The sequence below is a fragment of the Geodermatophilus sp. SYSU D00697 genome (assembly GCF_054050175.1).
Genome location: NZ_JBJGYV010000021.1, coordinates 65,344 through 90,902, shown reverse-complemented (window position 1 = coordinate 90,902; position 25,559 = coordinate 65,344). Strand labels below are relative to the sequence as shown.

24 protein-coding genes are annotated in these 25,559 nt (G+C 73.8%); 11 read left to right on the top strand and 13 right to left on the bottom strand.

Annotated features, from left to right (window positions below):
* Positions 1–255 precede the first annotated feature (255 nt).
* Positions 256–1,110, top strand: coding sequence for a mycofactocin-coupled SDR family oxidoreductase (locus ACI79C_RS17965; RefSeq protein WP_456947040.1), 855 nt, complete (start codon positions 256–258; stop codon positions 1,108–1,110).
* Positions 1,111–1,271: 161 nt separating this feature from the next.
* Here the strand turns inward: ACI79C_RS17965 and ACI79C_RS17960 are convergent, their stop codons facing one another.
* Entirely contained in the window at positions 1,272–1,958 is a 687-nt protein-coding gene (locus ACI79C_RS17960) for a haloacid dehalogenase-like hydrolase (RefSeq protein WP_456947039.1), read from the bottom strand.
* A gap of 822 nt (positions 1,959–2,780) precedes the next feature.
* On the opposite strand from ACI79C_RS17960, the gene ACI79C_RS17955 reads away from it, so the two are divergent.
* Entirely contained in the window at positions 2,781–3,404 is a 624-nt protein-coding gene (locus tag ACI79C_RS17955; RefSeq protein WP_456947038.1) for a hypothetical protein, read from the top strand.
* 518 nt (positions 3,405–3,922) lie between these two features.
* Here ACI79C_RS17955 and ACI79C_RS17950 read toward each other — a convergent pair.
* Positions 3,923–5,185 (bottom strand): cytochrome P450, encoded by a 1,263-nt coding sequence (locus tag ACI79C_RS17950; protein ID WP_456947037.1) that lies wholly within the window; start codon positions 5,183–5,185, stop codon positions 3,923–3,925.
* Positions 5,186–5,252: 67 nt separating this feature from the next.
* Positions 5,253–5,432 carry a hypothetical protein gene (locus ACI79C_RS17945; RefSeq protein ID WP_456947036.1) on the bottom strand — a complete coding sequence of 60 codons (180 nt, stop codon included), beginning with the start codon at positions 5,430–5,432 and terminating at the stop codon, positions 5,253–5,255.
* Between the two features lie 1,240 nt (positions 5,433–6,672).
* Between ACI79C_RS17945 and ACI79C_RS17940 the strand changes: the two genes are divergently transcribed.
* The 7 genes from ACI79C_RS17940 to mnhG all read left to right on the top strand — a co-directional run bounded on the left by ACI79C_RS17940 (position 6,673) and on the right by mnhG (position 13,339).
* On the top strand, positions 6,673–7,350 hold the full coding sequence (locus ACI79C_RS17940) for a hypothetical protein (RefSeq protein ID WP_456947035.1): 678 nt from the start codon (positions 6,673–6,675) through the stop codon (positions 7,348–7,350).
* A gap of 216 nt (positions 7,351–7,566) precedes the next feature.
* A complete protein-coding gene (mbhE, locus tag ACI79C_RS17935; RefSeq protein ID WP_456947034.1) occupies positions 7,567–10,419 on the top strand; it encodes a hydrogen gas-evolving membrane-bound hydrogenase subunit E in 2,853 nt (950 codons plus the stop codon).
* Complete coding sequence (locus tag ACI79C_RS17930) at positions 10,416–10,757, top strand: sodium:proton antiporter (protein ID WP_456947033.1); 342 nt, start codon at positions 10,416–10,418, stop codon at positions 10,755–10,757. Before mbhE ends, ACI79C_RS17930 begins: the two co-directional genes overlap by 4 nt.
* Positions 10,754–12,313, top strand: coding sequence for a monovalent cation/H+ antiporter subunit D family protein (locus tag ACI79C_RS17925; protein WP_456947032.1), 1,560 nt, complete (start codon positions 10,754–10,756; stop codon positions 12,311–12,313). Before ACI79C_RS17930 ends, ACI79C_RS17925 begins: the two co-directional genes overlap by 4 nt.
* Positions 12,310–12,726, top strand: a complete 417-nt coding sequence (locus ACI79C_RS17920) for a Na+/H+ antiporter subunit E (RefSeq protein ID WP_456947031.1) — start codon at positions 12,310–12,312, stop codon at positions 12,724–12,726. Before ACI79C_RS17925 ends, ACI79C_RS17920 begins: the two co-directional genes overlap by 4 nt.
* Entirely contained in the window at positions 12,723–12,983 is a 261-nt protein-coding gene (locus ACI79C_RS17915; protein WP_456947030.1) for a monovalent cation/H+ antiporter complex subunit F, read from the top strand. Before ACI79C_RS17920 ends, ACI79C_RS17915 begins: the two co-directional genes overlap by 4 nt.
* Positions 12,980–13,339 (top strand): monovalent cation/H(+) antiporter subunit G, encoded by a 360-nt coding sequence (gene mnhG / locus ACI79C_RS17910; RefSeq protein ID WP_456947029.1) that lies wholly within the window; start codon positions 12,980–12,982, stop codon positions 13,337–13,339. The genes ACI79C_RS17915 and mnhG overlap by 4 nt, the downstream gene beginning before the upstream one ends.
* 36 nt (positions 13,340–13,375) lie before the next feature.
* Here mnhG and ACI79C_RS17905 read toward each other — a convergent pair whose 3' ends face one another.
* From ACI79C_RS17905 to ACI79C_RS17865, 9 genes are all read right to left on the bottom strand, one after another.
* Positions 13,376–14,731 (bottom strand): glucose-6-phosphate dehydrogenase, encoded by a 1,356-nt coding sequence (locus tag ACI79C_RS17905; protein ID WP_456947028.1) that lies wholly within the window; start codon positions 14,729–14,731, stop codon positions 13,376–13,378.
* Entirely contained in the window at positions 14,728–16,572 is a 1,845-nt protein-coding gene (locus ACI79C_RS17900) for a glycoside hydrolase family 15 protein (protein ID WP_456947027.1), read from the bottom strand. Before ACI79C_RS17900 ends, ACI79C_RS17905 begins: the two co-directional genes overlap by 4 nt.
* An 8-nt stretch (positions 16,573–16,580) precedes the next feature.
* Entirely contained in the window at positions 16,581–16,853 is a 273-nt protein-coding gene (locus tag ACI79C_RS17895; RefSeq protein ID WP_456947026.1) for a GlsB/YeaQ/YmgE family stress response membrane protein, read from the bottom strand.
* A gap of 185 nt (positions 16,854–17,038) precedes the next feature.
* Entirely contained in the window at positions 17,039–17,677 is a 639-nt protein-coding gene (locus ACI79C_RS17890) for a universal stress protein (protein ID WP_456947025.1), read from the bottom strand.
* Between the two features lie 101 nt (positions 17,678–17,778).
* Complete coding sequence (locus ACI79C_RS17885) at positions 17,779–18,063, bottom strand: GlsB/YeaQ/YmgE family stress response membrane protein (RefSeq protein ID WP_456947024.1); 285 nt, start codon at positions 18,061–18,063, stop codon at positions 17,779–17,781.
* Positions 18,064–18,138: 75 nt separating this feature from the next.
* On the bottom strand, positions 18,139–18,417 hold the full coding sequence (locus ACI79C_RS17880; protein ID WP_456947023.1) for an STAS domain-containing protein: 279 nt from the start codon (positions 18,415–18,417) through the stop codon (positions 18,139–18,141).
* A gap of 262 nt (positions 18,418–18,679) precedes the next feature.
* Positions 18,680–19,897, bottom strand: coding sequence for a PucR family transcriptional regulator (locus ACI79C_RS17875; RefSeq protein WP_456947022.1), 1,218 nt, complete (start codon positions 19,895–19,897; stop codon positions 18,680–18,682).
* A 20-nt stretch (positions 19,898–19,917) separates the two neighbouring features.
* Complete coding sequence (locus ACI79C_RS17870; protein ID WP_456947021.1) at positions 19,918–20,577, bottom strand: response regulator; 660 nt, start codon at positions 20,575–20,577, stop codon at positions 19,918–19,920.
* Positions 20,574–21,575, bottom strand: coding sequence for a HAMP domain-containing sensor histidine kinase (locus tag ACI79C_RS17865; protein WP_456947020.1), 1,002 nt, complete (start codon positions 21,573–21,575; stop codon positions 20,574–20,576). Before ACI79C_RS17865 ends, ACI79C_RS17870 begins: the two co-directional genes overlap by 4 nt.
* 484 nt (positions 21,576–22,059) lie before the next feature.
* Between ACI79C_RS17865 and ACI79C_RS17860 the strand changes: the two genes are divergently transcribed.
* Complete coding sequence (locus ACI79C_RS17860; RefSeq protein WP_456947019.1) at positions 22,060–22,659, top strand: hypothetical protein; 600 nt, start codon at positions 22,060–22,062, stop codon at positions 22,657–22,659.
* A 268-nt stretch (positions 22,660–22,927) separates the two neighbouring features.
* Here the strand turns inward: ACI79C_RS17860 and ACI79C_RS17855 are convergent, their stop codons facing one another.
* Positions 22,928–23,551, bottom strand: a complete 624-nt coding sequence (locus ACI79C_RS17855) for a hypothetical protein (RefSeq protein WP_456947018.1) — start codon at positions 23,549–23,551, stop codon at positions 22,928–22,930.
* Positions 23,552–24,174: 623 nt separating this feature from the next.
* Here ACI79C_RS17855 and ACI79C_RS17850 point away from each other — a divergent pair.
* On the top strand, positions 24,175–25,134 hold the full coding sequence (locus tag ACI79C_RS17850) for a baeRF2 domain-containing protein (RefSeq protein WP_456947017.1): 960 nt from the start codon (positions 24,175–24,177) through the stop codon (positions 25,132–25,134).
* The last annotated feature ends 425 nt before the right edge of the window (positions 25,135–25,559 follow it).

Below are 25,559 nucleotides of genomic sequence, written 5' to 3'. Positions count from 1 at the left end.
CACCCGCGGCAAGGTCATCACCTCCCGCTGGCTGGACCCCAGCCACGGCGGCCTCAACCTCGGCTTCCCGCAGAACGCCTGAGGACGGCCGGCGCCGGCGAGACACGCCTCCGCCGGCGCCGGTCCCCGCCCCTGCGCGGTGCCGGGCACGAGGACGCCTCCCCCCGCCCCCGACGAGCTCGCCCTCCTGGCTGCCACTGGCCTCACCCACCCGACGACCACACCGACCGACAGATGGAGAACAGGAGCCCGGACATGGCTGGACCGTCGTTCGACCCCGACCGCTTCGCGGGCAGGGTCGCCTTCATCAGCGGTGTCGCCCGCGGGCAGGGCAGGCAGTTCGCCGTCGACCTCGCCAAGGAGGGAGCCGACATCATCGGCTTCGACATCTGCGAGGACATCCCGGGGGCCAGCACCGCCATGGCCACCGAGACCGACCTCGAGGAGACCCGCGCCGCGGTCGAGGCGACGGGGCGACGGATGGTGGCCGAGCAGGCCGACGTCCGGGACTACGCCGCGGTCGAGGCCGTGCTCAACAAGGGCCTCGCCGAGTTCGGCCGGGTCGACATCGTGGTCGCGAACGCCGGCATCCTGGCGGGCGCGGGACCCTTCTGGGAGATCAGCCTGCAGAACTGGAAGGACACCGTCGACACCGACCTCACCGGTGTCTGGCACACGGTCCGCGCCGCCACTCCGGCCATGATCGAGGGCGGACGAGGCGGCGCCATCGTCATGATCGCCTCGGCGGGTGCGACCAAGGGCTTCCAGAACATCACCCACTACGTGGCGGCCAAGACCGCACTGGTCGGGATGCTCAAGCCGATGGCCGCCGAGCTCGGTCCCCACTTCATCCGGGTCAACGCGCTCTCGCCGACCAACGTCAACACGGCGATCTACATGACCGAGACGAACAAGCGGCTGTTCCTGCCGGACAACCCGAACCCGACCGACGAGGAGTACGAGATCGCGTCCCGGCCGCAGCACGTGATCCCCATCGGCTGGATGGAGACGAGGGACACCTCGGCCGCGCTGCGGTGGCTCGTCTCGGACGAGGCGCGGTACGTGACCGGACTGGAGCTGCGGGTCGACGCCGGCGTCGTGCTGCGGTGACGGCAGGCCGGCTCGCCCGCCGCAGGGGGCCCTGACGTCCCTCCGGCCACTGCGCGGCAGCCCGCGCGTTGCGCGGCGGGGTCCTCGTCGGACACCCGGGGACGGCGGTGCACGCGCACGACGACGGCGTCATCACAGCGCCGCTGCAGGACCGACCGCGGTCATCGGTCGGTGCTGGAGTCCCCGTCGGTCGGGCGGTCGGCCCAACGCACCAGGTCCACGTCCGGGCCGAGCTCCCGGCGCAACCGGGCCCAGTCGCGCGGGCGGGGATCGACGACGTGGGGCATGCGAGCCGCACGCAGCAGTGGCAGGTCAGAGGAGCTGTCGGAGTAGGCGTGATCGACGGGCAACCGGATGCCCGCGGCCTCGAGCGCGCGCAGCTTGCCCCGGCCGCGAGCGGGCACGGTCCGCGCCGGCAGGCCCCAGCGGCCCCGGGTCATCGTGGAGGAGACCACGTCCACGCCATCCAGGCCGATGACCGCGCAGAGCTGCTGAGCCAACGGTGCTGCACACCCGGTGGCCACGACGACCCGATCGCCGCGCTGGAGGTGCTGGTGCAGCCTGTCCAGCGCGGCTGCGGCGACCCGACCACCCGCCGGTGCGGCGTGCTCAGCAGCGAAGTCACCAGCCGCGGCTGTGAACGCCGCTTCGTCCATCCCCACTGCTGCCAGCCACACCAGGTACCGCTCAGCGAGGGTGCGGGTCGGCGCGAGGAGGAGCGCCGGCACCCACGCCGGCGCGCTGAGCACCGCGGCCAGCAAGCGGCCGGGGTGGCGGGTGAGCAGGCGGCGGAGGAAGAGGCCGAAGGAGTCCCCGGCCACCAGTGTCCCGTCCAGGTCGAAGACCACGGTGCGGCGACCGTCACCAGCCGCAGCGCTCGGATGCGAGGCCTCACGCGGTTCCAGGCACGGCTCCGGTTGTCGTCGATGCACGTGACCTCCTCACCGCCGGAGCAACTCGCCCGTACGGGGTGGCGCCAGGGCGTCGATCCTCGCCGCTGGCCGGGCCCGCTGCTCGACGACCCGAACCGCGTGGCCAGCGGCTCCACCCACCACTCGGTGACGTGCGGGGCTGGCCGTCAGCGATCGGACGTCTCGGCACGGGCGGGTCCCCTGCGATCCGTGGTGACGGACGCCAGCGGCGGCACCGAGAACGCACCATCGCGGCCAACGTGTGCTGACGAACGGATGGGGCGGAGCAGCCCCAGCGGGACGTCGAGGCCGCGGTGACGGCTGGGCGCCGCGGAGACTGCGCGCCGGGGAGACCACGGGCGAACGAGTCGTCGGGCTGCACCGTGCACTGCTGAGCTACGGCAAGCGCCGGGCCGCCCAGCATGCCGGAGCGGGACCTGGCCGCACCGGTTCTGCGGCGCGCACCGTCTCGGTGGAGTACCCGCCTGTCCGAGGCCTCGCTGTGCGGAGGTGCCATGTCGTCGTCGTCATCGTCCTCCGCTCCCGGCTCCACACGCTCCGGGAGCGCCGACCCGAGCGTCATCACCGTCCCGCGCACAGACCACCCGTGTGCGGTCGCGCCACTCGACCTGCGGACGACACGGTTGCCCTCCGGAGACCGCCATGCCTGAGGACTCCTCGCGGACCCCCGGTCCAGACCTCGGCGTGGGTGGTGGACGGTCCACAGCTCTGTGGGCAGCACACCGTCTGACGGTCGGCGTGCTCACCACCCTCTACGTGGCCGTGGCGCTGCTCGGTGCCCTGAGCGCCGGTCTCATCGTGATGTTCGTCGTGGTCCCCGCGAGCGGACTGCTGGGCGCGGTGGTCGCTCGGGCAGTCCATCGAGCGCTCCACCCCGGCCTGGAGGCTCCCTTCACGCTCCACCTGCCCGCCGCGGTCAGGACCGGTCTGTTCATCCCCTTCGTCATCGGCATGGACTCCCTCGGGGAGGACAGCGTGCACGTCTTCATCGTCCTCACCCTCCTGTGCATGGTGGCGGGTGTGGGATGGGCTCACGCACTCGACCCGGACGACGCCGGTCCACGGGTCCAGGAGCCGTCGCGGCTGCCGGATGCCGAGCTCTCCTCCCTCCGCGACCTCCTCCGTGCTCTGCCCGTCGACGAGTTGCTGCACGAGTGGCGCTGGAGCCAGCAGCGGCTGCGCACCGATCCCCACAGGGCTGTCCAGCTCCGCGACCTCCTCCTCGAGGAGATCCAGCAGCGCGACCCGGCAGGGTTCCGGGCATGGCTGCTCGACGGACTCGAGCGCGACCCCGGAGACCACATCCGCGGCGACGGTGCCGGCGGGGCGATGACGGGCCGGCCTCCCGGGTCAGGCCGCTGACCCGCCGGTGTCGCAGACCGCGACGCAACGGTCAGCGGACGGAGGTCCGGCGACCGGCAGCCGCGTGCCCGCCGCCCCATCCCGGCGCGGTCGGCTGCGTCGCCGTCCCCCGCGGCTGCGGACGGCCGCCACACCGGCCGCGAGGCCGGTTCCGTCGTCGTGACCGTGAGGGTGACCGGCTCGTTCCTCACCGTTCCTCCGCGTAGCAGCCCCGCTGCTCGGCCAGGGAGCTCCGCGCGGGTGGCGGAGACCGTCCAGAGCAGCAGTCCCGGCAGCGCGCTCCAGCGCTCAGCCACTCGGCGGGCCACGGACCGCCGGCCAGCGGAGCCTCCGTGCCGCCGACCACGGTGACCATCGCACCGAGGACCTCCGGGCCCACCAGCAGGGCCAGGCGGCCGGCGACGATCGACGCGGGCAGGAAGGCTCCTGCGCCGCCCGCGATCGGATCCGGAGGACTGCGCCGACCAGCAGGACGAAACCGAGCACGAGCAGGCTCAGGCCGACCTGCACAGGGGTCGTCAGAGGGGCCGCGGCTCGAAGCGCAGTCCGAACGGGTCCAGCGTCCCGGGCATGGGCCGGTCACCGGCGACCTGCCCCCGGACGAGCCGCCAGCCGCACCGCTGGACCAGGACGGCCAGCAGCACGCTCCCGGCCAGCAGCACGACGTCGCGACCGGGGCAGGTGCCGGGCCCTGCGCTGAAGGGGACCAGCGGCCAGTCCTCCCCCGTGCGCCCGCGCAGCCACAGCTCGGGGGTGAACCGGTGCGCCTCGGGCAACCGGGTGGAGTCCCGGTGGAAGAACGGCGTGAAGCCGAGCACCGAGGCGCCTGCCGGGAGCACGCCGCTCTCCCAGCGCGTCGCCTCGGTGGTGTCCCGCAGGATCGCGGGCGTGGTCGGCCACAACCGCAGCGACTCCAGGAGGACGGCGCGCAGGTACGGCAGGTCGGGCGCCGCCGGCAGCTCGGTCCGGGCCCGCGGCACGGCGTCCGGGTGGGCGGCCAGCAGGGCGAGGGCCCGGAAGGAGGCCCAGGTCATCGCGTCGAAGGCGAACAGCCACTGCGGGATCTGCTGGTGTGGCTCCGTCCCCGGGGCGGCCGGGGTACCGGCCGCCAGGCCGGCCAGGCTCCGAGGCTCGGCCGCCTGTACGTGGTCCGCCATCCGCTGCAGGAACCGCCGGCGAGTGGTCCGCGCCGACGGGGCGAGGAACGAGTGGTTGGCCCTGCGGCGCAGCCGGAGGAGGTCGTCGGTCACGTCCTCGTCGTCTCGAGCCGCGTCACCCAGGACGACGCGGCGGATCGCCCGCCACCAGGCTGCCGACCAGGTCCCCCAGGTGAGCTCCCCGACCCGGTCCACCTCGGCGACGAGCCGCTCGGCCTCCTCGGCGACCGCGACGCTGATCGGACCGGCGAGGCGGTGCACCGGGGACCCGGTGTCGAGGACGGTCTCGTTGAACGGACGCCGGCGGGCTCGCTCCTCGGGGTCGGAGATGAGGACACCCTCGGGCTGGAAGTGGGCAGGTGCCGCGGACTTCTCCCGGGTGGCTGCGGTGAACGGCCGGGGCGTCCCGGCCAGCACCCGCTGCACGTGTTCGGGCGACAGGACGACGGTGAGCTCTCGGCCGGGGATCCACACCCGCACCGGGCCGGGCCCGTAGCGGTCGCGCAGCCGTTGCATCCAGCGAACCGCGCGCGCGTCCGCGCCGGTCCACTCGGCCAGGGCCACCGCGCGCGGACGACGGACGACCGCTCCCCGCGCGACCACGGGCAGCACGACGGTCGCCACGGTCCGCGCCCCGTCGAGGACGGAGGTCCTGGGGGGACCAGCGGTGGCCCCGACCGCACGCCGGACGTCATCGGCGACCGACACGCTCGGCGGAGCCGGTCCGGGCCGACACCGCCCGCCAGATGACGAGACCCAGCAGGGCGGAGCCGAGCACCATCGCGACGACGACCCAGAGCGCGAGCTCCAGCAGCGTCCCGAGGAAACCGCCGGCGAGGGCCAGCAGCAGGACGAGCACGATCCACGACACGGGAACCTCCTCGGAGAAAGGGGACGCCGAGCGTCTGCCACGGCCGCAGGCCCGCGCACGGTGCGTCCCCGGCATGGACGGCGCCCGGGGGGTTGCCGGGCCCGGGCACCGGCACGACGCGGGGCCCGGGCACCGGCACGTCGATGCGGTCGCCCGACGCCGTCACTCGCCGTCGCACAGCAGCGCGGGCGCACCGGTCACGGGTCCCACTCCCGGGACCGGTCGAGGCTCTGCCTCCGCCGGGGATGTGGACGGGACGCTGCTCGCGCTCGGCAACCTCACCGATCACTTCTTCGCCGACCGGGGCTCTCCCCCGCCTCAGGGAGCCGCCCCAGCATCGGGTCGGCGAACGTGGACGTGCACCGAGAGAGGAGGCCGAGACGCGATGGTCACCGGGGCTCACCCCACCCACGGTCGACGCCGGCGCTGTTCGGCCGCTCACCGGGCGCTCCGGTCGGCCGCCCGGTCCGGGCGGCCGGCGCCGAACCAGCCGTGATCCGCCGATCCGTGACAGCCGACGGCCCGAGGCGGTGTGGACGCCTGGCTCCGCCGCCGGCCCCGGCACGGCTCCTGACGCCTCCCATCGAAGGACGGGCACTGACATGACCGACCACCGCCACGACGCACCCCTCCGCGACGAGCACACGTCCGACGGCGGACGAGGGAGGGCCGGGTCCACGCCGACGAGCCGCTCCCGCCACCGGTCGCCCTCGCATGGAGGCGGGCTCGTCCAGCTCGCGGGCCGCTCACCGGACGACGCCCCCAGCGAGCTCGGCGCGGCCACGGTTGCAGGCTCCCTCCGACTCGCTGCCGGCATGGGCGATGGTGAACGTCCGCTCCTGGTCAGGCGACTGGCTCGCCTGGACGCCCAGCTGGCCCGCTACCGAGCCGATCAGGTCGACATGGAGCTGTCCGTCAAGGACCGCGGGACCCGTGGTCAACGCCTGACCCTGGAGTGCTGGATCGCAGGTCGTCCACGACTGGTGGCCAGCTCGGCGGATCACGACCTGGAGACGGCCGTGAGTCGGGTACGGGAGGGGATGCGGCGCCAGCTCGATGACACCGCCACCCGCCGCGAACCCCGGAACAACCGCTTGCTGCGGCGCTCGACCCGGACCGCCCGCGGGACGCCGAGGCCGGAGCCGGACGGGCCCACCGTCGACGTCCGACCGGCGACCCCGTCCCCGGAGGTCCACTGATGCCCGGTCGTTCGGAACGGACGGACCACGGGTCGAGCGCCGTGGAGACGTACCTGGTCCGGGTGGGCAGGTGGGCACTCGGCCTCCTCTACGGGGGCGTGGCCCTCCTCGGGGTCCTGCACCTGGACCTGCGGACCACGCTGCTGGTCCTGCCGCTCCTCGGGATCCTCGCCGCGGGTCTGCGGTGGTCGATCCACGAGGCGTTGCACGCCGAGGCCACCCCGTCGATCCCACTCCTGCTCCCGGCCGCGACCGCGGGTGCGCTCTTCGCGCCGTTCGCGATGGGCATCGAGAGCCTGGGCGACCGTGCCGCGTACCCACTGATCGTCCTGATCGGGCTGGTGACGATCCTCGGCTTCCACTGGCTCCACCGCCTGGAGGCGCCGGCGGGACGGGCCGCCGTCGACGGCCAGTCCTCCCCATCACCGGCCCGACCGACGCAGACGCCCCCTCACCCACCCCACCAGCTGCTGCACGAGCTGACGCTCGAGGACCTGGTCGGCGAGTGGCACCGCAGCGACGAGCTGTTCCACCGGACGTCCCTCGCTGACCGGCGTGCGGCGGTCGCCTGGCGAGGGAGCCTCCTCGACGAGCTCGAACGCCGTGACCCCCGGGGTTTCGGCGACTGGGTGCTCGAGGGCATGACCCGTGGACCCGAGCACCACATCCGTGCCGGCTCGGACGGAGCGGCCACCGGACCGGACGACCCGACTCGGTGACATCCGGCGACGATCGGCCGACGACCCGCGCGAGACGAGTGTCAGCACGACCGGTCCGCGAGTACGCGCCTCTTGATCCCAGGAGAGGTCCCCGCCGGCGCCGACAGCCGGCCGTCGCAGATGGTGGGGAGGGAGGACGGCGACCATGAGGGTTTGCGTGCGGACGGTGGCCGTGGTGACGGCCCCGATCTCCGCTCGGACCACTCCGGGACAGCCGTGATCCTGCTCGTGGCCCTGGTGGCCATGGCCGTGCTGGCCGGAGCCGCCCCGCTCCTGTACCGCCGGCTGGGCCGCGACACCGGGTACCTGCTGGCCGCCGGGTTCGCGGGGGTGGGCGGGCTGCTGGCGACCGGAGCGCCCACCGTGCTCGACGGCGGTGCGGTGACCGCCTCGTGGACCTGGCTGCCGTCCCTGCAGGTGTCCTTCTCCCTGCGTCTCGACGGACTGGCGGGGCTGTTCTGCCTCATCGTGCTGGGCGTCGGCGTGCTGGTCATGGCCTACTCCCCGCGCTACATGGGGGACAGCAGCCGCAACGGCGTCGTCTACGGGCTCCTGACCCTGTTCGCCGGCGCGATGCTGGGCCTGGTCCTCGCCGACGACGTCGTCCTGCTCTACGTGTTCTGGGAGCTGACCACGGTCTGCTCCTTCGTCCTCATCGGGACGGCCGGGCAGGTGGCCGTGAAGCCGGGCCGCCGGGCGCTGCTGGTCACCGCGGCCGGGGGCCTGGCTCTGCTGCTCGCGGTGATCATGCTGTCGGTCGTCGTGGGGACCACCGACCTGACCACGATCCTCGCCGAGCGCGACCAGGTGCTCGCCTCCCCCTTGGCCTGGCCCATCGGTGCACTGATCGCCACGGCCGCGTTCACCAAGTCCGCGCAGTTGCCCCTGCACTTCTGGCTGCCCGGCGCCATGGTGGCGATGACCCCGGTGAGCGCCTATCTGCACGCGGCGACCATGGTGAAGGCCGGCATCTACCTGCTGATGCGCACGACCCCGCTGTTCGCCGACCAGCCGGCCTGGTCGGTGCTGCTGATCACCGTGGGGCTGGCCTCGGCGGTGGCCGGCGCGTTCATGGCGCTGCGGGAGCACGACCTCAAGGCGATCCTGGCCCACTCGACGGTCAGCCAGCTGGGCCTGTTGATCGCCGTGATCGGCATCGGCACGCCCGTCGCGCTGGCTGCCGCCATGTTGCACACCTTCGCCCATGCGCTGTTCAAGGCGACGTTGTTCATGCTGGTCGGGATCATCGACAAGGAGACCGGCAGCCGCGACATCCGGCAGCTGTCCGGGCTCCGCCGTGTCATGCCGATCACGGCCACGGTCACCGGCCTCGCCGCCCTGTCCATGGCGGGCGTGCCGCCGATGCTGGGGTTCGTCAGCAAGGAGTACCTGTTCCAGGGGCTGCTGCAGGCGGACTTCGCGCCCTGGTCCGGGCCGGTGGCCGGTGCACTGGGGGTCACCGCCTCCGCGCTGACCTTCGCCTACGGCATGCGGATCTTCTACGGCGCCTTCGGTGGTCCCACCCGGCAACCGGACCTCTACGAGCCCTCCCCAGCGTTCCTGGCCCCGGCGGTGGTCCCGGCGCTCGCCGGCCTGGCGCTGGGCCCTGGCGTCGACCTGCTCAACCCGATGGTGACCCGTGCCGCCGCCGACGTGGTCCACGTCGGAGCGGTGCCCGAGTTCTCGTTCTGGCACGGTCTCAGCCCCGAGGTGCTCATGTCGGCGATCACCATCGCCGTCGGCAGTCTCCTGTTCCTGCGGCGGGACCCGGTCGACCGGGCGCTGCAGCGCCTGCGGCTGCCCGACGGCGCGGCCCTCTTCGACCGCGTGCACGACGCGACCCTCGCTCTCGGTTCCGCCGTCGGCCGGCCGGACCGGAGCGGCACGCTGGCCGCCCACCTGGCCCGGCCGCTCGTCGCGCTGGTGGTCCTTGGTGCGGTCGGGACCGCCACGGTCGGCGGGCTACCGCCCCGCGGGGCGACCGACGACGCCCTGGACTGGCCGGTGCTCGCGCTGCTCGCCCTGGCGGTCGCCGGCACCGTGTTGACCCGCTCCCTGCTCGCCGCGCTGGGGCTGGTCGGCATCGTCGGCCTGGTCGTGGCGACGTGGTTCCTGCTGGCCGGCGCGGTGGACGTCGCCCTGACCCTGCTGCTGGTGGAGGTGCTGACCGCGGTGGTCGCCGTCCTCGTGCTCCGGCACCTGCCGTTGCGCCTCGGACCTGCCGGCCGCCCTCGAACGGCCCTCGCCGCGGGGCTGGGGGTCGCGGCGGGGATCGCGGCCGCGGTCGCCACGCTCGCGCTCACCGGACGCCGGGGACTGTCGGAGGCCGGCGCCTGGTTCCTGGAGTCCGCCGAGCCGGAGACCGGCGGGACCAACGTGGTCAACACGATCCTGGTCGACTTCCGGGGCATGGACACCCTCGGGGAGGCGATCGTCCTCGGCGCGGCGGCCGTCGGGCTGCTGGTCCTGCTCCGTCGGGACGACGCCCCACGAGCGGAGGACCGGGCGGCCGCGCGGCTGCGGCGCGAGCAGAGCGACGGCGGCCTCGTGCTGCAGGTGGCCAGCCGGGTCCTCATCCCGGGCATGGCCGTGCTGTCGGCCTACCTCCTGTGGCGTGGCCACGACGAGCCCGGCGGCGGCTTCATCGCCGCGCTGGTCGGTGGGATCGCCGTCGGCCTGCACCAGGTCGCCTCCGGCTTCCGGGGACTGCCGCGGTACCTGCGGCCCGAGCCGCTCGTGGGAGCCGGCCTGCTCGTGGCGCTCGGCACCGGCCTGGGCGCCGCCGCGCTCGGGGACCCCTTCCTCACCCCGTTCGACATCCCGGTGCTGGGGGCGCTGGGCATCGGTTCGGCCCTGGTGTTCGACCTCGGTGTCTACCTGCTGGTGCTGGGCCTGCTCGTGGCGGCCTTCGACCGGCTGGGCACCGGGACGCCGGCGGCCGGGCCGGCCCGGCCGGTCCCGGCCGCGGAGGAACCGACGGCCGGCGAGCCGACCACGGAACCGGCCGGCGCCCACCCCCGGGATGCCGGCCATGTCGTCGGGGCGCCGGGGAGAGGTGGTGCGCGGTGACCGCCGCGGTCGCCGTCGGCGTCCTCGTGGCGGCCGGCGTCCACCTGGTGCTGCAGCGCAGCCTGGTCCGGGTCGTCCTCGGCTTCGTCCTGCTCGGGCACGCGGTGAACGTCCTGGTGCTGGCGGCCGGGGGCATGGACCGGCGCGGTCTGCCGCTGATCGGTCAGGGCGACCCGGAGCGGGCCGCTGACCCGCTGCCCCAGGCGTTCGTCCTCACCGCCATCGTGATCACCTTCGGCATCACGGTCTACCTGCTCGCGCTCGTCCGTGCCGGCGGTGCCGACACCGAGCGGAACGCCGCCGAGCCGGAGGACGACGGCGTCGGAGGTGGCCGTTGAGCGACATCCTGCTCGCCCTGCCCGTCGTCGCCCCGCTGATGGCGGCCGGCCTGCTGGTCCTGCTCCGGCGCGGCAGGCCGGGACGCTCAACGGCGCTGGCCCGCGGCGTGGGCTGGGGCGCCAGTGCCGGCGTCCTCGTCGTGGCGTGCGTCCTGCTCGCCGCCGCGCTCGACGGCTCCCGCCCTGCCCTGCGGCTCGGGGGCTGGCCGGCGGGGATCGCCATCACGCTGGTCGCCGACGTCTTCAGCGCGCTGATGCTGGTGGTCACCGCGCTCCTGGTGCTGGCGAGCCTGGCGTTCGCCGCGGCCACCGGCGAGGACGGGGACCGGTTCTTCGTGCCGCTGGCGCTGATCCTGTCCTCCGGCGTCTACGGCGCGCTGCTGACCGCCGACCTGTTCAACCTCTTCGTGTTCGTCGAGGTGATGCTGCTCCCCAGCTACGTGCTGCTGACCGCGGCCGGCGGCGGGCGACGGCTGGCCGCCGGCCGGCTGTACGTCACGGTCAACCTGCTCGCCTCCACCGTCTTCCTCGCCGGCGTGGGGCTGCTCTACGGGACCGCCGGGACGGTGAACCTCGGCGAGCTGGCCGCTGTCGCCACCGCGTCGGCTCCGGCGGCTCTGGCGACTGCGGTGATCATGCTCGCCATGGCCGTCAAGGCCGCAGTCGTCCCGCTGCACAGCTGGCTGCCGGCCACCTACTCCGCCACCGGGCCGGCGGTGACCGTGCTGTTCTCCGGCCTGCTCACCAAGGTCGGCGTCTACGCGCTGATCCGGATCTACGCCGTCGTCTTCGACGGCGACCCACGCCACCTGTGGCTGCTGATGACCGCCGCGCTGCTCACCATGGTGGTCGGCGTCCTCGGCGCCGTCGGGGAGAAGGCGATGCGCCCGGTGCTGACCTTCCACATGGTGAGCCAGATCGGCTACATGCTGCTCGGCCTGGCGTTGTACACCGCCGCGGGGCTGGCCGCTTCGATCTTCTTCCTCGTGCAGTACGTGCTGGTCAAGGCCGCGCTGCTGATGTGCGCCGGAGCGGTGGAGGTGGGCTACGGCACCGACGAGCTGGCCCGGCTGGGCGGGCTGATGCGTCGCGAGCCGGCGCTGGCGGTCGCGTTCGCCGTCTCGGCGCTGGCGCTGGTCGGCATCCCGCCGCTGTCGGGGTTCGTGGCCAAGCTCGGCCTGGCGACGGCGGCCGTGGCGGAGCAGCAGTACCTGGCCGCCGCCGTCGTGGTCGGGGTCAGCCTGCTGACGCTGACGTCGATGCTCAAGGTGTGGAACGGGGTGTTCTGGCGGTCGGCGCCCGGGAGCGACCGAGCGGACGAGGGCCCGCACGACGCCGACCCCCGGGCGCCGAGCCCCCACGACGACGAGGGGCGCACCGCGGTGACCGGTGTGCGCACGCGGCTGCGGCCGGCGTTGACGGCCCCGGCCCTGCTGCTGGCCGGCCTCTCCGTGGTGCTCGGGCTCTGGGCCGAGCCGCTGCTGGAGGCCGCAGCCGCGGCCGCTGGCGGACTGGTCGACACCGGGGCGTACGTGACGGCGGTGACCTCGCCGTGAGCCACCCCCACGCCTCCGCGCTGCTCCGGGCCCTGCTCCGCGGCAGGCGGATCAGCGCCTTCACCGGCGCGTACCTGCTCCGGTTCCTGCGGGCCAACTACGAGGTGGCGCGGGAGATCGTGACGCCCGGCGACGGGCTGGCGCCGGCGATCGTCGAGGTGCCGCTGCGCAGCCGGACCCCGTTCGAGGTCGCGTCGTACATGAGCCTGGTCAGCCTCACGCCGGGCACGGTGGCGCTGGCGCTCAGCGAGGACCGCTCCCGGCTGGCCGTCCACGGCATGCACGCCGGTGACCCGGAGCACTTCCGCGCGGACCTGCGCGCACTGGAGGAGCAGATGCTGGCGGCCTGGCGTCCGGCGGGGTCCGCTCGCGTCGCCCCCGGCGACGATCCCACCGGGAGGAGAACGACGTGATCCTGCTCGACGCCGCCCTGGTCGTCCTGGCGCTGGCCCTCGTGGTCGCGACGGTGCGACTGGTCGTCGGCCCCACGGACGCCGACCGGGCCCTGGGCGTGGACCTCGGCTTCGCGGTGGTGATCGCCGCCGTCGCCCTGCTGGCCGTGCGCCTGGACGCGCCCGCCCTGCTGGACCTGGTCCTCGTCGCCACACTGGTCGGGTTCCTGTCCACGGTGGCCTTCGCCCGGCTGGTCGCGGCGAGGTCGTCGTCGTGACCGCCCAGACGGTGGTCGGTGACCTCTTCGTCGCGCTCGGGGTCTTCCTCATCGGGGTCGCGGCGATCGGTCTGCTGCGCCTGCCGGACGTGTACAACCGGGCCAACGCGGTCGCCAAGGCCGCGAGCCTCGGCCTGGTCTCGGTGCTGCTCGGCGTCGTGGTGCTCGCTCCCGGTGTCACGGCGGTGGTGGTGCTGCTGGTCGCCATCGCGCTGCAGCTGTTCACCGTGCCCATCGCCGGCTACAAGATCGGTGAGGCCGCCTTCCTCTCCGGCGCGCCGGTGGCGCCCGGCACCCACTGCGACGACCTCGGCGCCGGCTACGGCCGGGACGGCGCACCACCGGCCGGGCCTTGAGCCGACCCTCGGCGTCCGCCGTGCGGGCCTGGCGACTCAGGCGGCCGGTCCCGCCGACCCGGCCGGGTAGTCCAGCAGGGGCACCTCGCCAGCGGCCCAGGCGGCCAGCACCGGTTCGACGATGCGCCAGCTCTCCTCGGCCTCGACGTCGCTGATCGACAGGGTGGTGTCACCGTCGAGCAGCTCGCGCAGCAGCAGGCCGTAGGCGGGCAGGTCGTGGGGTGCCATCCGCACCGAGAGGACCTCCCGCTCGAGGTCGAACGGATCGCCCGCCCCGTTGAGGTTGACCTCCAGCGCGATGGCGTCAGGGGACAGCGAGAGCCGCAGCTCGTCGGGCTCGGGCTCCGCGTCCAGGAACGGCAGGTGCGGCACCGGCCGGAATCGCACGACGATCTCCTGCCGGTCCTCGCCCAGGGCCTTGCCGGTGCGCAACCGGAACGGCACCCCGGCCCACCGCCAGTTGTCCACGGTCACGGTGAGCTCGGCGTGGGTCTCGGTCTGCCGGGCCGGGTCGACGCCCTCCTCGTCGGCGTAGTGCGGCAGCGCGCGGCCGGCCGCGGTCCCTGCGGTGTACCTGCCGCGCACGCTGCCGGTCCGCACGTCGGCCGGCGGCTGGACGGCGCGCAGCACGTCGGCCTTGCGGGCCGGCAGGGACTGTGCGTCCACGGCCAGTGGGGGCTCCATCGCCACGATCGCGAGCAGCTGCAGGAGGTGGTTCTGCACCATGTCGCGCAAGGCGCCGGCCTGGTCGTAGTAGCCGGCCCGCCCCTCCAGGCCGAGGGTCTCGTCGGCGATGATCTCCACCCGTTCGACGTGGGCGGCGTTCCAGATCGGTTCGAAGACCCGGTTGGCGAACCGCAGGCCGAGGATGTTGAGCACGGTCTGCTTGGCCAGGAAGTGGTCGACCCGGAACACGGCCTCCTCGGGCAGCAGCCGGTGCAGCAGCTCGTTGAGCGCCCGGGCATCGGCCTGGTCGGTGCCGAACGGCTTCTCGACGACCACGCGCGCGCCCTCGGGCAGCCCGACCTCGGCCAGTGCGGTCAGCGTGGGGCGGAAGAGAGTGTGTGGTAGGGCCAGGTAGACCACCGGCTCGCCGTCCACGCGGGCGAGCGCCCCTCGCAGGTCGGCGGGATCGGTGACGTCCCCGCGGGCATAGGCCAGTCGGTCGACGAACCTCTCGCGGGTGGCCTCGGCCAGCTCTCCGGCGTGGTCGGCCAGCCGTCCCCGAGCCCAGTGCCGGTACGTCTCGTCGTCCCAGGCGTCCCGGGCCACGGCCAGCAGACCGCTCCCCTCGGGGAGGACTCCGGTCTCGTGCAGCCGGGCCAGCGAGGGCAGCAGCAGCCGCCCGGTGAGGTCGCCGGAGCCGCCCAGCACGACGAACGAGCGGGTCACCGCGCACGCCCCTCGGCCCGCGCCAGTTTGGCGCCGCTGGCGATCAGGCCCAGGTGGCTGAAGGCCTGCGGGAAGTTGCCGAGGAACGCGCCGGTGCCCGGGTCGATCTCCTCCGACAGCAGACCCAGGTGGTTGGCCCGGGAACACAGCGAGTCGAACAACGCGTGCGCCTCGTCCAGCCGCCCCTGCCCGGTCAGGTTGTCGGCCAGCCAGAAGCTGCAGAGCAGGAACGCGCCCTCACCGCCGGGGAGCCCGTCGTCGGACTCCTCGTGCAGGTAGCGGTAGAGCAGGCCGTCCCCGGCGTCCAGGTGCCGGCGCACCGCCGCGGTCGTGGACACCATCCGAGGGTCGTCGAAGGACACCAGGCCGCGCATCGGCAGCGTGAGGAGCGCGGCGTCCAGGCCCCCGCGTCCGTTGCCGTCGTCGTCGGCGAGCTGCTCGGTGAAGCTCTCCCGGTCGGGATCCCAGGCGCGCTGCAACACCGCCGACCGGATCCTGTCGAGCTCGGTGCGCCACCGGTCGCGCGGGTGTTCCAGACCGCGGGCCTCGGCAATCCGCAGCGCCCGCTCGACGGCGACCGCGCACAGCGCCACCGAGTAGGTGAACGGCCGCCCCGCGCTGCGGACCTCCCAGATCCCGTGGTCGGGAGTCGTCCAGTTCTCGATGGCCGCCTCGGTGAGGTCGCACAACGCCGCCCAGAGGTGGTCGTCGACCCGGCCCCCGGTCCTCACCCATCCCCAGGCGACGTCCAGCAGCTCGCCGTAGACGTCGTGCTGGGTCTGCCCCGCCGCGCCGTTGCCCCACCGCACCGGCGCCGAACCCCGGTAGCCCGACAGTGCGGCGTCCTCCTGCTCGGGCGGCGGCTGCCCGCCGTCGAGGGCGTACATCAGGTGCGGCTGCCCGTCCCGCTCGACGTTGGTCAGCGTCCAGGCCAGGAAGGCCCGGGACTCACTGGGCATCCCGACCTGGCGCAGCGCGTAGGTGGAGAACGCGGCGTCGCGCACCCACGTGTAGCGGTAGTCCCAGTTGCGCACGCCGCCGATCTCCTCCGGCAGGGAGGACGTCGCCGCGGCCATGATGGCCCCGCTGGGCACGTGGTCGAGCATCTTGAGCGCCAGGGCCGAACGCAGCACCAGACCGCGCTGGGGACCCTCGTACTGCAGGTTCCCGGCCCACGACCGCCACGCCTGGGCTGTCTGGTGCACCAACCGGGCCGGGTCGGCGCGGTCGAGCAGCCGGGTGGTGCCCGACCAGTGCAGGGAAGCGGTCAGCCGCTCCCCGGCGCGAAGCCGCACCGTTGCCCCGATCGACCCGCCGGGAGCCACCTGGAGGTCGTGCGAGCACCACAGCACCAGGACCAGGTCCGGGCGCGCCGGCCAGTGGATCCGCCAGGCGCCGCTCTCGCGGGTGACCCGGACGTCGTCGCGGGGAGTGAGGCGCACGTCCAGCTCGGCGGCGCCGGAGACCACGCGCGCGACCCGCAGCAGCTCGCTGCGCCCGGCCGGGACGAGCTCGCCCAGGTCGGCTCCGGAACGCAGCGCCATGCAGTCGGTGAGCTCCACGACGCCGTCCGGACCGGTCAGCTCGGTGATCAGCACGTTGCTCTCGTCGAGGTAGCGCTGACCGCCGGCGCGCAGCCCGCGCGGCGCCATGGTGAAGGCGCCCCCGTGGTCGGCATCGAGGAGGCCGGCCAGGAAGGGCGGGCTGTCGAACTCGGGCAGGCACAGCCAGGGGATCGACCCGTCGCGTGCCACCAGCGCGCAGGTGGCGCCGTCCCCGATCAGCCCGTGCTCCTCGATGGGCAGGTGTCCGTCGATGCGGGAGAGCGGACGAGTCGACACGGCCGCGGTCAGCGGGTCCGGGTGCCGCGACGGCCGCTGACGGCGACGTAGACGCCGAGCACGATGACCGCGCCGATGATGGAGCCGATCCACCCGGCCGGTGCCAGCTCGAAGCCCCGGCCGCTGATCAGCCCGCCGAGCAGGTTGCCGACGAACGAGCCGATCACCCCCAGCACGATGGTGGCGACGATGCTCATGTCCTGCTTGCCGGGGATGACCGCGCGGGCGATGAGCCCGGCGACCAGGCCAATGACGAGCAGGACGATGATGTTCCAGATCATGGTGTCTCCTTGTCGGGTTCCGGATGTCGGGGTCCGCGGTCGCGGACTGACCGGGTGGCGCTGTCGTGCGGCCGTGCGGGGCCTGACGTGTGCACATCGGCGTCGTGGTGGTGACCGAGCGAGACGCCCTGCACGAGGGTCGCGGTGTGGCGGTGCCCAGGTGGACGCGCGGAGGGAGTCGCCGATCAGGTGCGGGCAGCGGGCGGGGCGGCCAGCAGCACCGGACACCGGGAGCGCGTGCTGAGGGCGGTCGCCGCGCTGCCGAGCACGGCGCGCGACAGCCCCCTGCCCCGTCGTCCCACGACGACGAGGTCGACGTCCTCCGCCTCGGCCAGCTCCAGCAACGCGGCCGCGGGCTGGCCGGCCACGACCTGCGTCTCCACCACGGGTCCCTCGGGGAGGCTGCGCCGGTGCCGCGACAGCAGGTCCTCGGCTCGGGCGCACTCGTCGTCGTGTCCACCGTCCGCGGCCTCCGAGCTCACCACACTCACGAGCAGGAACCGGCCGGCGGTCGGGGCCGCCAGCCGGGTGGCAGCCCGCACAGCCTCCTCCGACTCCGGGGACCCGTCCACGCCGATCAGCACGCACGGCCCGCGATCCGCCGTCCGCTCGGTGGAGGCCGGCGCCCCGGTCCCCTCGAGGCGCCGGGACCTCTCCCTGGCGCGCTCGACCGCGATCGGCACGATGAGGGGACCGAGGACCGCACCGATCAGCAGCCAGACGCGGTCCCTGTGACCGTGCCGGTACAGGAGCACCACCACGGCGCCCACGCCGACGGCGATCCAGGGCAGCGGCACCAGCAGCGTCCAGTGGGGGAAGTCCATTCGGTGTCACCCCGTTCTCCACGTGCCGCCCCGGGGTCGGGCGACGCCCGGCGGGCCGGCGGGACGATCGGTCGTCGGATCGGCAGCGGCGGGCCACTCGCTCAGGCACCGGGACCCCGCGGCAACGACCGGTGTGCGGTCCACCGGTCGTAGAGCAGCAACACGATCACCGCGCCGATGACCGAGCCGATCAGGCCGGCGGGGCCGAACCCACGGTCCCGCAGGCCTCCGGTCACCAGCCCCAACAGGAGTCCGCCGACGAGAGAGCCGGCCACCCCGAGGACGAGAGTGGCGAGCAGGCTCATCGACTGCCTGCCGGGCACGACGAGGCGGGCCAGCAGGCCGGCGAGCAGGCCGATGACGAGCAGCCAGAGCAGGGACAGCACAGATCCTCCAGACGTCGTCGCGGTGCACCGGTGGGGGTCGACTCGAGCCGGTCCACGGATCCGGCACGTTGCAGGTCAGCTGGGTCGTGGACCCGAGAGCACCGGGACAGCGAGCGGGCGCTCGTCCGCTTCCGTCACCGGTGGGGGCCCGGCCAGCAGCTGGAGCAGTCGTGCGACCACCCGGGAGGCCCCGCAGATGGTCGCGTTCGCATCGAGGACCGGGGCCAGCCCGTGGCTGTCGACGTGGTCGACGTGGGTGAGGTCCACGAGGGCGGTCTGCCCCTCGGTCTGCCGGACGTGGTCGAGCATGGCCCGGAGCAGGGCCGCGCCGGACACGTCCAGGGAACCGATCACGGTGACCACAGGCCGCGGTCGGCTGCGGTCGACGCACACGGTGAACTCGTCCGGCCAGCCCGGGACCGTGTCGGTGCAGCCCTCCTGCGCGTGGCGCCTCCCCGAGGCCGTGCCTGCCGGGACACCCCCGGTACGGAGCCGGTTCCGCTTCCGCTGTGCTCGCATGGGCCGGACGCTAGGAGTCGTGTGGACGGGCGGCGACGGCATCGCCCGGACGACATCGGCATCCGGCATTGCCGACGGCGGGCAGGCACGGGGCGGCTCACTCCCTGACCAGCGGGTGCTGCGGCCAGCCGAGCAACCGTGCGCCGGTCACGGCCACGAGCAGGGGCAGGTGGTGGTCGGGCTCCCCGGCGTCGTAGCCGGTGAGTTCCCGCACGCGCTGCAACCGGTAGGTGACGGCCCGGACGCTCAGGTGGAGTCGGCGGGCCGTCTCGGCGGCGTTCCGCCCGACGGAGAAGTAGGCCTCCAGCGTCTCGACCAGCGGCGCTGCTCCTCCGCGAGCACCCGTCAGCGGCTCGAGGACCGTGTGGACGAGGTCCGACAGGGCCGTCTCGTCGCGCGCGAGGACGCGGTACACCAGCAGGTCGGCAGCCTGGACCACCTGCTGTCGCAGGCTCAGGCGGCTGGCCGTCTCGAGGGCCTCCACCGCCTCCTGATAGGACCGTTGTACGCCCCGCGGCCCGGCGTGCGGCCGTCCGGCCCCGGCCCGCCACGGCCCCCCGCGCGCGGTACGGGCCACGAGGGGTCCGACGATCCCGGCGACCTCCCGACCGAGGTCGGCACAGCCGTCCCCGTCTCGTGGACAGCTGAGGACGCAGACGAGCCGACCGTTCTTGGCCGCTGCGAGCAGCCCCCTGTCCCCGAAGCGGGCCCGCAGGGCGTCCTCTGCGGCTCCGCGGACACCACTGCCCGAGTCGATGGGCCGCTGCCCCTCGGCCACCACCACCACGTGGGCACCGTTCAACTGCAGCCCGAAGAACTCGGCGCGCTCGATCAGCAGGCCGACCGGGGCCAGACCGGCCAACAGGTCGTCGACGAACTCGAGCCGGAACTCCTCCTCGCGCCGGACGACGAGGCGTTGCGCCTCGACGTAGCCCGCGGTCAGAGCGGCCAGCGCGGCGTCGGCGGCTCGCCACACGGCCTCCCCGATGCCCATGAGCTCCGCCGACCGGACCGGCCTACCCCGGGATGCGCCGAGGAGCTCGGGCAGGCGGGACCACAGCCGGCGCGACGCGTTCATGTGCACGTCGACGAGGGCCGGGAGGCCAACCCCCATCGCGACCGCCTCACCGCCCAGCCGGCGACACGTCGCCTGCTCCTCGGCGCTGAGCACCCGGCCGGTCCGGGCCACCGTCATCAGGGCCCGTGGATAACCGTCCAGCAGTGCAGGAGGAAGACCGTGTCGAGCGCTGGCCGCCTCTGCCACCTCGGACAGCACCTCGTCCACGTGGCTGCCGTCCACCGTGGCGCTGCGCATGACCACCCTCCCTGTCGCCCTCATGGTTCGAGGAGCCCGGTCTTGATGGCGTACCGGGTGAGCTGCGTGCGATCCCGCATGTCGAGCTTCTGCAGGATGTTGGCCCGATGCCGCTCCACCGTCTTGGTGCTGATGACCAGGAGCGCCGCGATCTCCCTCGAGGAACAGCCCTCGGCGATCAGCTTGACGACCTCGGCCTCGCGGGCCGTGAGGACCCGCTCGGGCACGGGTTCACCGCGGCCGGCCCGGTGCAGGTGCTCGCGCATGAGGGTCGTCAGCGCGTCCGGGTAGATGAACGGCTCCCCTCGCACCGCGCCCCGGCAGGCCGACACGAGATCCTGGTCGGCGACGGACTTGAGCACGTACCCCGAAGCGCCGGCCTTGAGGGCCTCGAAGAAGTACTGCTCGTTGTCGTACATCGACAACATCAGGATGGGCAGCTCCGGGAACCGCCTCGACATCTCCCGCGCCGCGTGCAGGCCAGTGAGCCGGGGCATGGCGACGTCGAGCACGGCCAGGTCGACGTCCACCTCACGCGCGAGCGCAACGGCCTGGGCGCCGTCCCCGGCCTCGGCCACGACGCTGAAGTCGGGCTCGCTCTCGAGGATCAGGCGCAGGCCGCGGCGTACCAGGGCGTGGTCGTCAGCGAGCAGGACCCGTGTCGGCTGACCGCCGGTCACGCCCGTGCCTCACGCGCGTGTGTGGGCACAAGCAGCCGGACGTCGGTACCCCCTGCCTCGGACGTCGAGATGCCGAGAGTGGCGCCGACGAGCAGCGCCCGTTCCCGCATCCCCCGGACGCCTGCCCCTTCCTCGCTCCCGTCCATGCCCCGCCCGTCGTCCGCGATCCGGAGCAGCACCCCCGCCTCGTCTGCAGTCGGGGCCAGCTCGACGAGGACCTGCTCCGCACCTGCGTGTCGGGCGACGTTGGTCAGGGCCTCCTGGGCCACGCGGTAGATCACCAGTTCGGTCTCCGGATCGAGGGGGGGTAGGAACGGGCTGAAGGTGCGCTGCACCGCTGCACCGGTGAGCCGGGCGTGTGCGCTCAGGAGGGCGGTGAGGGCACTGCACAACCCCAGGTCGTCCAGGACGCCCGGGCGCAGGCGGCGCACCACCTGACGCACCTCGTCGAGGCTGGCCCGCGCCGTCTCCTGGGCGATGCCGATCTCCGGTGCCAGGTCAGCAGGAGCGCGATCGGCGATCCGTCGCAGTCCGAGCAGGACAGCCGTCAGGCTCTGCCCGACCTCGTCGTGCAACTCCTGGGCCACCCGACGCCGCTCGTCCTCCTGGGCTGCCAACGCGCGGCCGGTACTGGCGGCACGTTCGGCCTCCAGCCGGTCCAGCATCGCGTTGAAGGTGCGGATGACGTCCCCGACGGGGCCGTTGCCCTTCTCGGGGAGACGGTGCCCCGGCCGCAGGAGGTCGACGTCCTCCATCAACTGCTGGAGCCGGTACAGGGGCGCCAGCGTCGCGCGCACCAGCGCCGCGTTGGCGAGCACGAGCAGGCCCAGCCCCCCGAGCAGCACGAGGAGCTCGCTGGGCAGGATCGGAGAGGACACCGTGGCCGGCGACGTCGCCAGCACCACCAACCCGACGGCGAACACCGCTGCGTTGATCAGGCAGACCCGCCAGAACAGGGAGATCTCCATCTGGTCGGACCTGCGGCGTCGGTCGCCCATCTCCCTCGTCCTCGTCCTGGGACCACGTGTGGTGCTCCATCCGATCGTCGCCGTCGGGCAGGGATGCGCCAAGCGCGCGCGGTGAAGATGGGGTCCACACCCCATCCCCGCCGTCGCCGATGGCATCGAGAGCACACGACGCCACCGGTGGCCGCCGCGCACGCGGGCCCGGCGGCGGGCACCGCCTCCAGGTCCACGGGTGGGGGCTCGTTGCAGGGATCCGGCAACCAGGACCGGCGCAATCGTCGCCTCGCAGCCGTACCGCGCGGGACCCGACCGTCCATACCGTCCGGCCCGGGAGCAGGTCAGGACGTCGGTTCCGCGCAGCGCGCGGAACCGTGCGGAGAGGACGGTGGTGTACGAGGTGACGGCACACGAGGCAGGTGCGGGGACCGTGGACCTGTGCGCGGCCCACCGTCCCGACAGCCGTGGCCCCACCGCTCGCGGGTGCACGGACGGAGCCGTGTCACCGGTGAGGCGAGCGGTGCGGTCCGCGGCCGTCGTCCTCCTGCTCCTGTCACCCATGGCGCTCAGCGGGTGCAGCGCCGGTCAGGTCACACAGACCGCCACGCAGGCGCGTGACAAGACCGGCGGGGCCGGGCAGGTCGAGGACATCAGCGTCCACGCCGTCCAACTCGCCCATCCACCCGGTGGCGTGTACGAGGTGGGCGACCAGGTGGAGGTGACGATGGCGATCGTGAACAGAGGACGCGTCGACGACCGGCTGATCGACGTCTCCGGCGCCGAGTTCAGCGGCGCCTCGGTCAGCGCCTCCCTCACGGTCCCTGATGCGCCTCCGGACGCGCCCCCTCCCGGACCCGACCGCACCGATCCCATGGCGCTGAGCGGGCAGTCACCTGCCCCGCAGACGACCGCCGTGGACGTCCTCGTCCCGGCTCGCGGTGCGGTCTTCGTCGGCGGCAGTGCCCCGCCGGTCGTCCTGACGGGGCTGACCCGCCGCATCGACGCGGCACAGTCGATGGACCTGACCCTCACCTTCGCCCGGGCCGGTCAGACGACCGTTCCCGCGATCGTGGGGTCTCCTCCCGACGTCCTGCCTCGCACCCCCGCCGTCGACTTCTAGCCCGAGGGCGGCGTGACCCCGCTCAGGCGAGCAGTGCGGCGGTCCTCCGGCGCCTCCGGGAACCGCCGACCCACGTCCCTGACCTCCTCGCCGAGGCCGGTCAGCGACCTCGGCGGCCCGCTGACGCGAATGGGCGATCGTCGAGAGCCCACGAGGGACGGGTGGCCCGTGCTGCGGGGCAGGGACGGCCGTCGCTCGCCGTCCGCCGGCTCCGGCCCGGTCGGGTGGGTGTGCGCCCATCGGGGCGAGAGGTACGGCCCCTCCCCGGTCACCGTTCCGCCGTCGCAGGGAAGAACGGGGTCGGATCCGTGGCGGCCGGCTCCTCGGCGAGCCAGCGCGTGAAGCCCTGCGGATCTCGCCGCTCCAGCTCGTCCAGGTACTCCACCCGCAGGTCGACGAGCACCTGGATGGGGCGGGGGTGGGCTACGCGCCGCAGCGCTGCGGACGTGATCTGCCAGGAGCGGCACAGGTCAGCAGTGCTCAGGTCCTCGACCCAGGCGGTCCCGGGTGGCCCGACCGTCTCCCGGGCCCGTGCCGCCACGGCGCGGTCCCGCGCCGCAGACGACCGCGCCCGGTGGCGGAGCGGCAGTCCGGCGACGCACAGGACCGCGGCCGTGACGAGACCGCCCCACCCCTGGAGGAGTCCGAGACCGAGCACGGACAGCGTCAGCACCGCGTAGGACAGGGCCGCAGCGAGCGTGGGTGTCCTCGGGTCGGGGGCCGCTCCGCCTCCCCACACGAGCCAGCCGTAGAACACGCCCTGCGCCGCCACGCCGCCTCCGATGAGGAGCAGCTCGGCAACCGACAGGTGCCGGAGGGCGCCCAGGAGGCCGTAGGCCGTCACGCCGAGCACGCCGGCCCACCACAGGCTGCGGTAGATCGACCAGGACACCCGTTCCTCCCCCCGGTCGCTCCGGCGGTCCGGTCGACCCCGTCGGTCACACGTGCCGACAGGACACCCCGCGGCGGACGGGTCGTCCACGTCACGGCCCGGCAGGGAGGCTCGGTCCTCCGTGCCGCCTCGCTGCAGCCCGGAGAGCTCGGCGCCGTGGGCGGTCCCCCCCACCCGGTTCCGCCCCCCGCGCCGGCTCTCACCGACGCTCCACGCCGACCGGACACCATCCGGCGAGCACTCCGGCGCTGCGCGCAGTCGGCAACCTCGTCGGACGGTTGTTCGCCGACCGCCGTCCTCGCTCGTCCCCGTGACCGCACCTAGCGTCCGGTCCGCATCCGGGAGATCCGGGGCAGGCCCCGCACAGCACGCCCCTCGCCCGTGCACGCGGGACAGGCCGCTGCGATCCGGTCGCAGCGCGACGACATCCGATCCACGAGGAGGCCGGGATGACCGCCTTGACGTCCAGACCCCCGAACCGCAGGACGCGACCGCCCGCGCCGTGGCAGCTCCCGATCCTGGTGCACGAGCTGGCGGACACCGGTCCGGTGGCCTCCGTCTACCTCGGGACACGGAACGACGTTCGCGACGGCGCCGACCGCGTGTCGAGGAGATGGCAGGAGATGCGCCGCCGGCTGCGGGGCGACGGCGCGCCCGAGTCGATGCTGGTGACGTTGGACGAGTGCATCGGCCAGACGCCGGTACGCGGCGAGGCCATGGCGGCCTTCGCCAGCGCTGACGGCCGCAGCCATGTCGAGCACCTGTCCCACGGGGTGGAGGAGCAGGCCTCTCTCGGCCCGCTGCCGCACGCGTCGCCGCTGCTGACCGGACGACACCGGGGGGTGCCGGTGGTCGTCATGGTCACCGATCGACGCGGCGCCGACCTCCTCCTCCTGGAGCCTGGAGCCCATGACCTGGTCTGCCAGGTGATCGGCGAGGACCTCCTCATCTCGGGCTCGGCACCCGGCGGTCTCCACCGACGGCTCGACCGCGCCGAGCAGCAGTGGACGGCCAACGCATGGGCCATCAGCGAGTCCCTGACCTGGTTGGTGGACTGCGGCAGGGCTCGGCTCGTCGTCGCGGGCGGCGAGGCGGGGACGCTGCAGGTCCTGCGCGCCCGGCTGGAGCCCCGCATCCGGACCCTGCTCGTCGCCGTCCCGGCCGCCTCCGACCTCGGATCGCTGGCCGCTCGAGCGCGGGTCATGGCCGCAGATGCCGCTGTCCTCGAGGAGGCAGCCGTCGTCGAGGAGGTGCTCGCCGGCCTCCCCGACGGCCACGCCTGTGTCGGGGCCGCACCGACACTCCGAGCAGTCGTGCACGGACAGGCCGAGGAGGTCCTCATCGCGCCGGACGAGGCCGACCGCCACCGGGTGCGGCGGCTGTCGCTCGGCGTCGCAGGTGCCCGCCGCCGGGACGTCGGGTCGCCGACCGGGCCGCACGCCCCGTTGTCCGACGTCCTCGTGCGGGCCGCGGGCGCCACGTGCACCGTCGTGCGGACCATCCGCGACGGGCGACGACTCGACGGAGGCGTGGGCGCCGTCCTGCGCGGTCCCGTCGACGTCCCTCCCCTTCCCCCGGAGTGACCGGGACGGCTGTGAGCCACCGCGACGCCGCTGACCGGTCCACGAGGACCCGTGGCCCACCGGTGTCGGGCGACCCCGGTGGCTGGTGCGTCACGACCGGCGATCGCGAGGACACCACCGACGGGCTCGCCGTGGAGACACGGGTCCGCCTCTGTCGGACCAGACCAGGGAGCGACGTGGCGGAGTCCGGCATCCACGACCGCCGAGGCCGGGAGGTGTCGACCGATGCCCCGGCGCAGCACGCGGTACTGATGCGCGCCGGACGACGGTCATGGGCGCTGCTGGGCGTCGTGGGCGTCGCAGCTCTGCCCCACCTCCTCCGCGAGGTGAGCCCATCGCGACGCCGCTGGTGGTCGCGCTCTTCCCTGCCGCTGTCCTGCGCCGGTGCTCCAGCTGCACCCGTTCGCGGTCATCCTCGCCGTCAC